We start from the raw sequence: 11,576 nt of genomic DNA, 5'->3' as shown, positions 1-11,576 counted from the left end.
CGCCCGGCACGATCACCGGCAAGAGGCCGCTTTCGATCATGCGAAACTTCTCGCCGGCCGTGCGATACTGGAAATACGTCCCTGTGCGGTCGACGATGAACTGTCTGAGGATGTCCTTGCCGTCGAGCCTGTCGCCCATGCGCCAGAACACCTCTTCGAAGTAGTCCTGAATGGCGGCGGGCGCGAACAGATCCGCGTGCTTGTCTCTGATGCGCGAGAAATCGCCGATGAGCCCCTTGATCTCGCTCGGCACCGAATACCCGACCGCCTCGAACACGGTCACGACGCTCGCATCTGGATCGCGGCGGCCTTCACGGTTGCAGCGACCCGCAGCCTGCGCGATCTGGTCCAGCCCCGCCTCGGCGCGAAAGACGCGAGGAAAGTCGACGTCGACACCAGCTTCTACCAGCGAGGTGGCGATTAGCCGACAAGGGCGGTCGTTCTCCAGTCGCGCGCGCACATATTTCAGGATTTCGCGCCGATTCACCGCGTATTGCCGCGTGGTAAGATGCAAAACGCCGTCGAGCCCGGCCTTGACTGCGTCGCGATAGAGGTCGAGCGCATGGGCACGGCTGTTGACGATGACGAGCGCCTGTCGCTCGCGGCCAAGCGCATCCACTAGCGCCGCGTTGTCCATCGGCCCCGCAAAGTCGAGCCGCGTTCGCCTGAGTTCACGGGCAAGGCCAGCCGGATCCGGCGCAAGCTCGCGGCCGTCCAGCGGCAGGCCGGGGAAGCCCTTGCGCGCGCCCAGTGCAGGCTGCGTCGCCGTACAAAGAACAATGGTGCACCCGTAATTGGCGGCCAGTTCCTCTATCACGCGCAAAATCGGAAGCAACAGATGACGCGGCAACGTTTGCGCCTCGTCCAGCACGATTACTGACCCCGCTATGTTGTGCAGCTTGCGGCAGCGCGAAGGGCGCGCGGAGAACAGGCTTTCAAACAACTGCACCGTCGTGGTGACGACCACGGGGGCGGCCCAGTCTTCCATGGCGAGGCGAAGCTTGTCGCGGCTGGAGAGGTTTCTGACTTTCTCCTCGTCGATGGCGGAATGGTGCTCGAGAACGATGTCGTCGCCGAAGAGATCGCGGAAAATGCCCGCGGTCTGGTCGATCACGGACGTGAAGGGGATGGCGTAGATGATGCGCCGCATGCCATGGGCGCGGGCATGGTCGAGCGCGAAGGCGAGTGAGGTCAACGTCTTGCCGCCACCGGTCGGCACCGTGAGCGTGAAAAGGCCAGGGACTTCGTTTGCCTTGCCGCGCACATGTGTGAGCACTTGCTGACGCAAGTGGTTGACGTGCGTGTCGATCCCAACCGCTGTCTTTTGCGCAAGTTCGCTGTCGAGTCGCTCGATGAGCGCGGGCAGTACGTCGCTCAGCGCTGGCCAGTCCCGATCGGCCGTCCGCCCCTCGATCCGATTGTAGTACGCCTCCGTGTTCTTGAAATCGGCGTCAACCAGGCACGAGAACAGCATGCGTCCGAGAAACGATAGGCGAAACGGACCGTTGATATTGCTTTTGAACGCGAAAGCAGGTGCGAGATCGGACGCCTCGACGTCAAGTTCATTTCGCCAAATCGTCGCAAGACTTCCGAGTTGAGCCCTTCGGAGCCGCTCGCTCAAAGAGGATGCATCGCCGATTTGGTCCGGCAGTCCTGCGTGGTGGCCGGCGATGGCGTGGGCGATCAGTTCGGCAACCGCCCTTTCGCGCGGATTTGCCGTGAGAGAAAGGATCAGCGCCGCACCGGCAATCGAATGCTCGACACGGATGTCGCTTCCCTCGAGGCGGCGTTGAAAATCGGGATGGTATTTGCCCAGATCGTGCAACAGCCCGGCTATGCGGGCCGCTCGATCTCCTCCCCATGGGGCACCGAGTTGCGCAGCAAGCGCCGCAACTTCCGACAAATGCTCAGCGAGAGGCTGCCAGTCGACCTTGCCGCCATCTTTTGAGGAATGCGCAAAATACATGGTCAAGCAATCGTCTATTAACGAGTAAACCATGCCAGACTCGCACACCTTTTGGGTGGTATACTTCTTTTTTCCACAACGAATAGCTTCCGGCTTCCTACGTCGGGATCGCTGCTACCAAGCGCACAATGTCAATTTTATATTGACGTAACGTGTTGTTCTGTATACCCACGAGTTAACAAATAAATATTATTGTCAATACAAAGATTGACATATGAGCGTCAAGAGAGCCGTCCGCGAGCAATACTAGGCCATTGTCGATAGCGCCGCCAGCCAGACGGCAGGGCTCGTTGTGCCGCGCGAAGGGTGGGCGCGGACGATGCGCAAGGCGCTCGGCATGTCGGGCGCATCAGATAGAACTCGCATTCGAAAGCGCGATAGCCCTGGAAACATTTCCGGTTTAGCCAAGGGCCGTCCCAAAAGTGATGCAAGATAAGTGAAAACCGGAGCCACAACTGGCTCCGGTCTGCTAACTCTCTTTCGAAACGACGCGGCAATTCGCTTCACTGGGCCCAAGCACCGCTACCGCTCCAACCCCATGCTGCGGCCGCTGTGGATGACCGTCTGGGCCTCGCGCCTTTCTACGACACCGGCCTCCCGCGCTTCCATCTTTGCTTCGATGCGCCGCTCGATCACTTTCAGCCGCTCCTTGTCCGACGCATCGAGGGGCATGGCGATTTCGCGCCGAAAGGCCGCGCCCGCATCCCGGCCGCCGGCATCGCGAAAATCGAGACAGGAAGCACGGGCTATTACACATGGTCCGAGCGCGACTTGCACGCCTTCGAGGCCTATTGGCCGATCGGCTCACGTGCGCGGCTCGCCTTTGATGTTATGATCTATCTTGGCGTTCGGCGTTCCGATGCCGTTTGCCTTGGGCCACAGCAAGAGTCTCGCGATGGGCACTCTATTACCTTCCAGGTTTGGAAGGGGCGAAAAAAGTACGCAAAAACGCTAACGCTGCCCATCCTCGCGCCCCTGCGAACATAGCATCGATTCTAGCCAAGTCGGGGAAACGTACCTTTTGACCCAGGCGGGCAATCCACACGCGAGTGGCGACAGTTTCGGGAACTGGTTTCGAGATTGTTGTCGGGAAGCCGGGCTTCCTGAATGCAGCCCTCACGGCTTGCGAAAAGCCGCTGCGGTGCGTTGCGCCGAGGCGGGCGCCACCGAACACGAACTTATGGCCATGTTCGGTTGGGACGACCCTGCGATGGCGCGCGTCTATACGCGGATGGCCGAGCAAAAGAGAATGGCCCGAAGCGCCGCGGAGAAGATAAGATCGATGGCAGAGAAGTTAGAAAATGTGTCTCACTCGCTGTCTCACAATAAAGAATATGATGATAAATTAATGACTTACAAACTAAGTGGTGCCCAGAAGAGGACTCGAACCTCCACGCCTTGCAGCGCTAGTACCTGAAACTAGTGCGTCTACCAATTCCGCCATCTGGGCTGTGGGCGTAGTACGTAGATGGCGCCGCGCGCTTTGTCAATCGCGTCGGAACGCTCTTTTGACGACCATCGCAGCTTTTCATTCGGGGGAAGGCGCGATATGCGTTATGATTAATTCCCTCTCCTTCACGCGCGCTTGATCTCCACAGGGTTTCGCATGGCATCTGCAAATGGAAATTCGACCGTGGTCACCGTTTTCGGCGGCTCCGGATTCCTCGGCCGATATGTGGTTCAGGCGTTGGCGAAGGCGGGGTTCCGCATCAAGGTCGCGGTGCGTCGCCCGGAACTCGCTCTGTATCTTCAGCCGCTCGGCTCGGTCGGCCAGATCGCCCTTGTCAGCGCTAACGTCCGCGACGAGAAGTCCGTCGCCGAGGCCGTGAGAGGCGCGGACGTGGTCGTCAACCTCGTCGGCATCCTCGTGCCGTCCGGTAGGCAGCGCTTCAAGGCGGTGCATGCGGATGCGCCGGAACTTATCGCGAAGGCGGCGCGCGCGGCAGGCGTAAAACGCTTCGTCCATGTCTCAGCCATCGGCGCTGACCGGCTTTCGCACTCGGCCTATGCCCGCACAAAAGGGGAGGGCGAGGCGCGCGCTCTGGCCGCCTTCCCGCAAACCGTAATCCTGCGTCCGTCGCTGGTGTTTGGGCCGGAGGACCAGTTCTTCAACCGCTTCGCCGGGCTTGCAGCCCTGTCGCCGGTGCTGCCGCTCATCGGTGGCAACACGCGATTCCAGCCGGTCTATGTCGGCGATGTCGCGCGCGCCGTGACGGCGGCAGTCGAGGGACGCGCGACCGAAGGCGCCGTCTACGAACTCGGCGGCCCGAGCGTCTACACTTTCCGCGAAATCCTCCAGAAGGTCTGCGAGTGGACGCAGCGGCCCCGCGTTCTGCTGCCGGTGCCGTTCTGGGCGGCGAAAATACAGGCGTTTTTCGTCCAGGCGCTTCCGGGCGCTCCGATCACGCTGGATCAGGTTCGCCTGCTCCAGAATGATAACATCGTCGGAGCCGAGGCGATCCGCGACCAGCGCACGCTTGAGGGCCTGGGTGTGACGGACCCGAAAAGTATCGAGGTCATCGTGCCGCCCTATCTCCAGCGCTACCGGCCGAGGGGTGAGTTCTCCACCGGCCGCGCCGCCGCGTTTTAGCCCGCCGCCCCATGCCGACGACGCTGATTCATTTTCCGCTTTGCCCGGCCTCGCGTGCAATCCGTGTGGCGCTGTTCGAGTGCGGCATCGAGGCGGACCTGTCGGAGGTGAAGCCTTGGGCGCTCGCGCGCGACTTCCTCAACATAAACCCGGCGGGCACGTTGCCCGTTCTCATGCTCGATGCGCGAGCCGTTTGCGGCGTGTATCCGGTCGTCGAATATCTCTCAGAGTCGACGCCGCGCGAAACGGGTGCCGCGGCGAGGGCGCAGATCTGGCCGGGACTGCCCGTGGAGCGGGCGGAGGCGCGGCGCGTGGCCGACTGGTTTCTTACCAAATTCGATGCCGAGGTGAGCCAGAGCCTGCTCGACGAGAAGCTCTACAAGCCGATGGCGCGCGGTCGACTCGCGCCGGACCTTCCGGCGATCCGCGCTTGCCGCTCGAATTTGCGCTATCATCTCTCCTACATCAGCTTTTTAAGCGATCAGCGGAAATGGCTCGGCGGCGATCATATCAGCTTCGCCGATGTCGCGGCGGCGGCGCAGCTTTCGGTGATGGACTATCTGTCCGAAATACCCTGGACGGAGTTTCCGGAGGCTAAGGCGTGGTATCAGCGCCTGAAATCGCGGCCGTCGTTCAGATCCATCCTCGCCGATCGCATACCGGGCTTCAGCCCTCCGGAGACTTATGCGGATCTCGACTTCTGAGCATGCGCGGACGGTGGCGGCGGGAGATAATCTTTCCGGCTTCGTGAAGGCGCGCGCGCTGGCGGAGGGGTTCGACACGGTCGGCATCGCGGACCCGGCGTCCATCGGCGAGGCAGGCGAAGGGCTCATGGGTTTCCTCGCGGCGGGCTTTCACGGCGACATGGGTTGGCTCGAAGCGAACGCGGACAAGCGCGCCGACCCGCGCGTGCTGTGGCCGGAGGTGCGCTCCGTGATCCTCGTCACGCTGAGTTACGGCCCCGACGCCGATCCGCGTATCGCGCGCAACGATCCTTCGCGAGGCGCCGTGTCCGTCTATGCGAAGGGCGCGGACTATCACGACATCATCAAGGCGAAGCTCAAGGCGGTGGCGCGGGATTTCGCCAGCATTGCGGGCGCGGACGTGAAGGTGTTCGTCGATACCGCGCCTGTCATGGAGAAGCCGCTTGCGCAGGCGGCGGGCCTCGGCTGGCAGGGCAAGCATACGAATCTCGTCTCGCGCGATCTCGGCTCGTGGTTTTTCCTCGGCGCGATCTTCACTACCGCAAAGCTTGCGCCCGACGCACCCGAGCGCGACCGCTGCGGCACCTGCCGCGCCTGCCTCGACGCGTGCCCGACGCGCGCCTTTCCCGAGCCGCATCGCATCGACGCGCGCCGGTGCATTTCCTATCTCACCATCGAGCACAAGGGCCAGATCGCGCCGGAATTTCGCGAGGCCATTGGCAACCGCATTTACGGCTGCGACGATTGCCTCGCGGCGTGCCCCTGGAACAAGTTTGCGCAAGAAGCGAGCGAGATGCGCTTCCATGCGCGCGACGCAGCTGACAATCCGCCGCTCCGTGAGCTTCTGCGCCTCGACGATGCCGCCTTTCGCGCGCGCTTCGCGGGCTCGCCGATCAAGCGCATCAAGCGCGATCGATTTGTGAGGAACGCGCTGATCGCGGCGGGCAATTCCGACGACGCGGCGCTTCTTGACGACGCGCTGCCTCTCCTCTGCGACGACTCGCCGCTCGTGCGCGGCATGGCCGTCTGGGCCGTAAGGCAATTAGGCGGGCTTGAGCTTAAATCGAAACTGAAAGAAAGTTATAGTTCAGAAGAAAAAGACGTCGCCGTGCGCGAGGAATGGGAGCGGACGCCATGAGCAATCTTTTCGTTTTCGGACTGGGATATTCCGCGCTTGCAACCGCCGTCCATCTTGCGGATGGCGGTTGGCCGGTGACGGGCACGGTGCGCTCGCGCGACAAGCTTGAACAAATCGCGCGAGACGGGATCACGCCGATCCTCTTCAGCGACGCCGAAGCTGTCGCGGCCGGGCTCCAGACGGCGTCGCACTGCCTCGTTTCGGTGCCGCCGGAAGCGGAGGGCGATCCGGCGCTGCTTGCCTATCGCGACGCGTTGCTGGAGGCACCGGAGCTTCACTGGATCGGCTATCTTTCCACCATCGGCGTTTATGGCGACCATGGCGGCAAGTGGGTCGACGAGGAAACGCATGTGGCCGCCACCGGTGGCAGGCGGTCGGCGCGCGCGGAGGCCGAGATCGAATGGACGGCGCTTGCGAAAGAGAAGGGCATCGCGCTCGACATCTTCCGGCTGGCGGGCATCTACGGCCCCGGACGCAGCCCCATCGACCGCATCCGCTCGGGCGAGGCGCGCTGGATACACAAGGCGGGGCAGGTGTTCAACCGAATCCACGTCGAAGACATCGCGCAGACCGTGATCGCCGCGATCAGGCGCGACCGGCTGGGCGGCGTCCACATCTTCAACGTGACCGACGACGAACCGGCCCCGAACCCGGACGTGCTGGCCTATGCGGCGGACCTGATCGACGTGCCGAAGCAGCCGCTCATTCCTTACGAGGAGGCGGATCTATCGCCGATGGCGCGCAGCTTCTACGAAGGCAACAAGCGCGTGCACAACGCCAAGATCAAGCGCGAGCTTGGCGTGCTGCTGCGCTATCCAACCTATCGCGAGGGCCTGCGCGCGCTTGCACGGGAGGGCTGACGCGGGCTTACAAAAACTCCGCAAGCGTTGCGAACAGCAGAGCGAGATCCTGCGGGCGCGAAAGGCGGTGCTGCGCGTCCTTGACGAGAGCAAGGCGGATGTCGGGCGCGGCAAGGCGGTCGATCAGGTCCAGCGAGTGCCGCCACGGTATGTCCGCGTCCTGCTGCCCGTGGATGATACGGACGGGTGCGCTGATGCCGATGGTTTCGCCGAACAGATGGCGCTCGCCGTCATCGACGAGCGTCTTCGTGATCGGATAAGGCTCCGCGCCATAGGCGGACGGACGCAGGAAAACGCCGTCGCGTTCGAGCGCGGCTTTCGCTTCGGGCGGGAAACGGTCGAGCATAACGCGCGTCATGTTCCAGGCGGGCGCGATCAGTACGAGCGCCGCGGGCGTGGGGCGACCCAGTTCAGCGAGCCGTCGCGCAATCAGCAGCGAGAGCCACCCGCCCATGCTTGAGCCGACGAAAACCGAAGGCCCGGAAACCGCAGCCGCCTCAAGAACCGCGTCGGCCTCTGCGAGCCAGCGGCTGATCGTGCCGTCTTCGCACGCGCCGCTGGAAAGCCCATGGCCGGAATAATCGAAACGCAGGCACCCCGCGCCATTGCCTGCCGACCACGCGTCGAGCGCCGTCGCCTTCTCGCCGTCCATCTGCGATCTGAAACCCGAGAACCAGACAAATGTCGTCCTATTTTCTTCAGCTTTCCGAAATCGCCACGCGATAGAGCTTGTAGAGCCGTCCGCTGCCGGAACGGGGAGCAATTGCAGTTTTCCGCTGTTCATCTTATGCTTCTCCCATGAGACCGAGCAGAAGAGTGAGGTCCGTTCGCCCTTTGTCCGCGACCCCTCGCCGTATAGTGTGATATTTGGGGGCGATGATGCTCAAACGAAGCCCTTGGCCGGTCATTCTTCAGGTTGTTCCCGAGCTTTCCACGGGCGGCGCGGAGCGTACCGCCATCGAGATCGCCGAAGCGGTGACAATGGGCGGCGGCAAGGCGCTTGTGCTTTCCGAAGGCGGGCGCCTCGAAGACGAGCTTGCGGCTGTCGGCGGCGAGCTTATCCGCATGTCCGCTGCGACGAAGAACCCGGCGCTCATACTCGCCAATGCGATGCGAATCGCGCGGCTTGTCCGCGAGCGCGGCGTGAGCCTCGTCCACGCCAGAAGCCGTGCGCCTGCCTGGAGCGCGTGGATCGCGGCGCGTCGGGCCAAGCGCACCTTCGTGACGACCTATCACGGCATCTATAACCAGACGGGCCGCGTCAAGGCGTTCTATAATGGCGTCATGGCCAAAGGCGACGCCGTGATTTGCAACTCCGAATATACCGCACGCATCGTGCGCGAACGTCACCCGAAGGCGACGAGCCGCGTTGGCGTTATCTATCGCGGTCTCGATGTGGAGCGGTTCGACCCGGCGCTGATCTCGCCGGAGCGCGTCCGCGCGCTTCGCGAAGCGTGGGGTGTGCCGCCCGGCAAACGAATCGTCCTCATGCCCGCGCGACTCACCCGGTGGAAGGGGCAGCGCGTGCTGGTTGAAGCCGCCGCCCTGCTCAGCGCCCGCAACCGCGATGGCGATCTCGTATTTGTGCTCGTCGGCGACGATCAGGGCCGCACGCCCTACCGTGCCGAACTTGCGGCGCTCGTCGAAGCGCGTGGTCTCGCCGACCGCGTCATCATCGCGGGCCATTGCGACGACATGCCCGCCGCCTTCAAGGCTTCGTGGCTGACGGTCATCGCATCGATCGAGGCGGAGGCGTTTGGCCGCGTGTCGGTCGAGTCGCAGGCGATGGGTTGCCCGGTGATCGCCTCGAACATCGGTGCGCTTCCCGAGACGATCGCACCTGAGCCCGGCATTCTCGCCAACGCAGGGGCAGACGGCTTTTCCGAGCCGGTGCCCGCGGCCGGGCAAAGACCGTGGCTTTTCGAACCCGGCAATCCCCAGGCTTTGTGCGATTCAATTTCGGCTGCGCTTGCGCTCGACGCTGCCGTGCTCGACGCCTTCCGTCAGCACGCCATGGAGCGGGCGCGCACGTCTTTTTCGAAGCGCGCCCTTCAGCATCAGACGCTTGCGGTCTATGATAGACTCATCGGGACGCAGCTTGCAGTGAATTTCGCTAATGCCGCTTCACGCTGAAACCGCCAGGCGAGGGCCCGAAAACGCGCCGCTAAATTCTTATGCATCAATATGGCGCTTGACTTGTCTAGGCGGTTTTTTATCCTCATTTTATGGGCGCGTGCTCGGTTCGAGCACGGCCAAATTGCCGTTTTCATAAACTACGACAGGAGAGTCCGATACGCCGTCCCATGAGAGGCGCCCCCGTTAAAGAAGGGCCGCGCATTAACGAAGGCATCATCGCTCGCGACGTCCAGTTGATCGACGAAGCTGGCGAAAATCACGGAACAGTTTCGAAGCGCGACGCGCTTGCGAAAGCCCAGGAAGCCGGTCTCGATCTCGTCGAGATCGCAGTGAACGGGGAAGTCCCCGTCACCAAAATCATGGATTTCGGCAAGTACAAGTTTCAGGCGCAGAAGAAAGCAGCCGAAGCGCGCAAGAAGCAGAAAACAGTCGAGGTCAAGGAAATCAAGCTTCGGCCGAACATCGACACGAACGACTACAACGTGAAGATGCGGTCGATCAAGAAGTTCTTCGAGGAAGGCGACAAGGTCAAAGTGACGCTTCGTTTCCGCGGCCGTGAAATGGCTCACCAAGACATCGGCATGCAGCTTTTGCTCCAGGTGAAAGAGGAAACGACCGCCATCGCCAAGGTCGAGCTGGAGCCGCGACTCGAAGGCCGTCAGATGATCATGGTGCTCGCACCTAGATAACGCTCGAATCGGCACGGCTGGAGATGCGCCGCAAGTTGCGGATGCCGGGTTCTTTCCCCGGTTGATTTTTTGCGCGAACGCGCGCATGTTTTCCCCGTGTTGAAATAGTTTTTTACCTGTTGCCCAATATTCGCCTGATCCTATATTATGGTGGGTGGGTGACCGGCGACTGAATCCAGAACGGTGCAACACAAAAATACTGAAATGACAATCAAAGTAACCGGCAAAAATATCGATCTCGGAGAAAGTCTCCGCGAATACGCTCTCAATCGGGTCGAGTCCGCGCTTGATAAATACTCGGGGCGCTCGGTTTCAGGGCAAATCAGCGTTGAGAAAAACACCGACGGATTCTTCTCGCATTGCGCGATTCACCTTGAGAGCGGCCTCGACCTTCAGTCGACCGGCACCGGTGTGGATGGCTATGCCAGTGTGGACTCGGCCATGGAGCGCTTGGAAAAACGGTTGCGCCGTTACAAGCGCCGGATTGATGACCATGGCCAGGGCGACACCGCCGCGCTGCAATTTGAGAGCGCGGGTGTCGACTATATCATTGATGTGGAAAGCGCGGACCAGTCCGCCGATACGCATGACGGGGACGGTGCTCCCGCGGTGATCGCGGAGAGCCCGGTGCAGGTCAAGGCGCTCTCGGTCAGCGACGCAGTCATGCAACTGGACCTTGCTGACAAATCGTTTCTTGTGTTTCGCAACGCTGCGCATGGCGGAATCAACGTCGTGTACCGGCGCGCTGACGGCAACATCGGATGGATTGACACCGGCGGCGTTGTCACAAGCGCGAAATCGTAATGGTGCTTGATGCGGGCAGCATATGGAGGATTACGCGTGGGACACGATATGGATTTGAGTGACCTGATAACGCCCTACGGCGTGATCCCGTCTCTCAAAGCAGCTAACAAGAAGCAGGCGCTTAAAATTCTGTCCGAACGCGCGGCCGATCTGACAGGGCTGAACAGCGTCGAGATCTTCAACATCCTGATCCAGCGTGAGCGGCTCGGTTCGACCGGCGTCGGCTCCGGCATCGCGATCCCGCACGGCAAGCTGACCACCATCAAGGCGAGCGTCGGCGTGTTCGCCCGCCTTGAAGAGCCGCTCGACTTCGATTCGATCGACGAGGAGCCCGTCGACATCATCATGCTGCTTCTCGCACCGGAAAGTGCTGGCGCGGATCATCTGAAAGCACTGGCGCGCGTGTCGCGTCTGCTGCGCGATCAGAAATCCGTGGATAAGCTGCGTGCTTGCCGCGACCGGGCGGCGATCTATGCGGTGCTCACGGAGAAAGCCGCGTCCCACGCCGCTTAGGCGGACGGGTCTTCGCGACGCCTTATCGTTTCGATGGCAAAGTGTTCTGCGGCCGGTTTTTTCCGGCCGTTATTTTTTGCGATGACAAGCAACCGTTCATGCGAAGAGCAACAGGCCGCGATTCGCAGATGTCAGCCATCGCTGGATCACCCTGCGATCCGACGCAGAGAAACGGC

11 protein-coding genes, 1 tRNA gene and 1 pseudogene are annotated in these 11,576 nt (G+C 61.8%); 9 read left to right on the top strand and 4 right to left on the bottom strand.

What is annotated here, in order from left to right; all coding sequences use genetic code 11:
* Together T281_RS05850 and T281_RS19380 are read right to left on the bottom strand one after the other, a co-directional pair.
* Positions 1 to 1,966: CRISPR-associated endonuclease Cas3'' (locus tag T281_RS05850; RefSeq protein ID WP_037235617.1), on the bottom strand; the 1,966-nt coding region annotated here is incomplete at its 3' end.
* Positions 1,967 to 2,488: 522 nt separating this feature from the next.
* Positions 2,489 to 2,638, bottom strand: a complete 150-nt coding sequence (locus tag T281_RS19380; RefSeq protein ID WP_155955116.1) for a hypothetical protein — start codon at positions 2,636 to 2,638, stop codon at positions 2,489 to 2,491.
* 349 nt (positions 2,639 to 2,987) lie between these two features.
* Here T281_RS19380 and T281_RS19850 point away from each other — a divergent pair.
* Positions 2,988 to 3,197, top strand: a pseudogene (locus tag T281_RS19850) (tyrosine-type recombinase/integrase); the annotation flags it as partial.
* 134 nt (positions 3,198 to 3,331) lie between these two features.
* Here T281_RS19850 and T281_RS05840 read toward each other — a convergent pair.
* Positions 3,332 to 3,416, bottom strand: a tRNA-Leu gene (locus T281_RS05840).
* A 156-nt stretch (positions 3,417 to 3,572) separates the two neighbouring features.
* On the opposite strand from T281_RS05840, the gene T281_RS05835 reads away from it, so the two are divergent.
* Genes T281_RS05835 through T281_RS05820 form a run of 4 tightly spaced genes read left to right on the top strand, consistent with a single transcriptional unit; the run spans position 3,573 to position 7,258 of the window.
* Positions 3,573 to 4,556: a complex I NDUFA9 subunit family protein gene (locus T281_RS05835; protein WP_037235614.1), complete on the top strand. Its 984-nt coding sequence runs from the start codon at positions 3,573 to 3,575 to the stop codon at positions 4,554 to 4,556.
* 11 nt (positions 4,557 to 4,567) lie between these two features.
* Positions 4,568 to 5,260 carry a glutathione S-transferase family protein gene (locus T281_RS05830; protein ID WP_037235611.1) on the top strand — a complete coding sequence of 231 codons (693 nt, stop codon included), beginning with the start codon at positions 4,568 to 4,570 and terminating at the stop codon, positions 5,258 to 5,260.
* A complete protein-coding gene (gene queG / locus T281_RS05825) occupies positions 5,241 to 6,398 on the top strand; it encodes a tRNA epoxyqueuosine(34) reductase QueG (protein ID WP_037235607.1) in 1,158 nt (385 codons plus the stop codon). Before T281_RS05830 ends, queG begins: the two co-directional genes overlap by 20 nt.
* On the top strand, positions 6,395 to 7,258 hold the full coding sequence (locus T281_RS05820; RefSeq protein ID WP_037235651.1) for an SDR family oxidoreductase: 864 nt from the start codon (positions 6,395 to 6,397) through the stop codon (positions 7,256 to 7,258). The genes queG and T281_RS05820 overlap by 4 nt, the downstream gene beginning before the upstream one ends.
* Before the next feature lie 7 nt (positions 7,259 to 7,265).
* Here T281_RS05820 and T281_RS05815 read toward each other — a convergent pair whose 3' ends face one another.
* On the bottom strand, positions 7,266 to 7,910 hold the full coding sequence (locus T281_RS05815; protein ID WP_245269165.1) for an alpha/beta hydrolase: 645 nt from the start codon (positions 7,908 to 7,910) through the stop codon (positions 7,266 to 7,268).
* A 224-nt stretch (positions 7,911 to 8,134) separates the two neighbouring features.
* Here T281_RS05815 and T281_RS05810 point away from each other — a divergent pair, with 224 nt between their 5' ends.
* From T281_RS05810 to T281_RS05795, 4 genes are all read left to right on the top strand, one after another.
* Positions 8,135 to 9,391, top strand: a complete 1,257-nt coding sequence (locus tag T281_RS05810; RefSeq protein ID WP_037235601.1) for a glycosyltransferase family 4 protein — start codon at positions 8,135 to 8,137, stop codon at positions 9,389 to 9,391.
* A gap of 170 nt (positions 9,392 to 9,561) precedes the next feature.
* Positions 9,562 to 10,083, top strand: a complete 522-nt coding sequence (gene infC, locus T281_RS05805; RefSeq protein ID WP_013418214.1) for a translation initiation factor IF-3 — start codon at positions 9,562 to 9,564, stop codon at positions 10,081 to 10,083.
* 204 nt (positions 10,084 to 10,287) lie between these two features.
* Positions 10,288 to 10,887 (top strand): ribosome hibernation-promoting factor, HPF/YfiA family, encoded by a 600-nt coding sequence (gene hpf, locus T281_RS05800; protein WP_037235598.1) that lies wholly within the window; start codon positions 10,288 to 10,290, stop codon positions 10,885 to 10,887.
* Between the two features lie 48 nt (positions 10,888 to 10,935).
* Positions 10,936 to 11,400, top strand: a complete 465-nt coding sequence (locus T281_RS05795) for a PTS sugar transporter subunit IIA (RefSeq protein ID WP_037235595.1) — start codon at positions 10,936 to 10,938, stop codon at positions 11,398 to 11,400.
* Positions 11,401 to 11,576: the final 176 nt, after the last annotated feature.

The sequence above is a fragment of the Rhodomicrobium udaipurense JA643 genome (assembly GCF_000636015.1).
Classification (GTDB): domain Bacteria; phylum Pseudomonadota; class Alphaproteobacteria; order Rhizobiales; family Rhodomicrobiaceae; genus Rhodomicrobium; species Rhodomicrobium udaipurense.
Note: the sequence above shows the minus strand (reverse complement) of the source record. Positions and strands in the feature narration are given on the sequence as shown.

Bases quoted from the DNA above. Each gene is read 5' to 3' on its own strand.
- T281_RS19380 (WP_155955116.1), bottom strand. From the start codon at position 2,638: ATGCCCCTCGATGCGTCGGACAAGGAGCGGCTGAAAGTGATCGAGCGG.
- T281_RS05835 (WP_037235614.1), top strand. From the start codon at position 3,573: ATGGCATCTGCAAATGGAAATTCGACCGTGGTCACCGTTTTCGGCGGC.
- T281_RS05830 (WP_037235611.1), top strand. From the start codon at position 4,568: ATGCCGACGACGCTGATTCATTTTCCGCTTTGCCCGGCCTCGCGTGCA.
- queG (WP_037235607.1), top strand. From the start codon at position 5,241: ATGCGGATCTCGACTTCTGAGCATGCGCGGACGGTGGCGGCGGGAGAT.
- T281_RS05820 (WP_037235651.1), top strand. From the start codon at position 6,395: ATGAGCAATCTTTTCGTTTTCGGACTGGGATATTCCGCGCTTGCAACC.
- T281_RS05815 (WP_245269165.1), bottom strand. From the start codon at position 7,910: ATGGACGGCGAGAAGGCGACGGCGCTCGACGCGTGGTCGGCAGGCAAT.
- T281_RS05810 (WP_037235601.1), top strand. From the start codon at position 8,135: ATGATGCTCAAACGAAGCCCTTGGCCGGTCATTCTTCAGGTTGTTCCC.
- infC (WP_013418214.1), top strand. From the start codon at position 9,562: ATGAGAGGCGCCCCCGTTAAAGAAGGGCCGCGCATTAACGAAGGCATC.
- hpf (WP_037235598.1), top strand. From the start codon at position 10,288: ATGACAATCAAAGTAACCGGCAAAAATATCGATCTCGGAGAAAGTCTC.
- T281_RS05795 (WP_037235595.1), top strand. From the start codon at position 10,936: ATGGATTTGAGTGACCTGATAACGCCCTACGGCGTGATCCCGTCTCTC.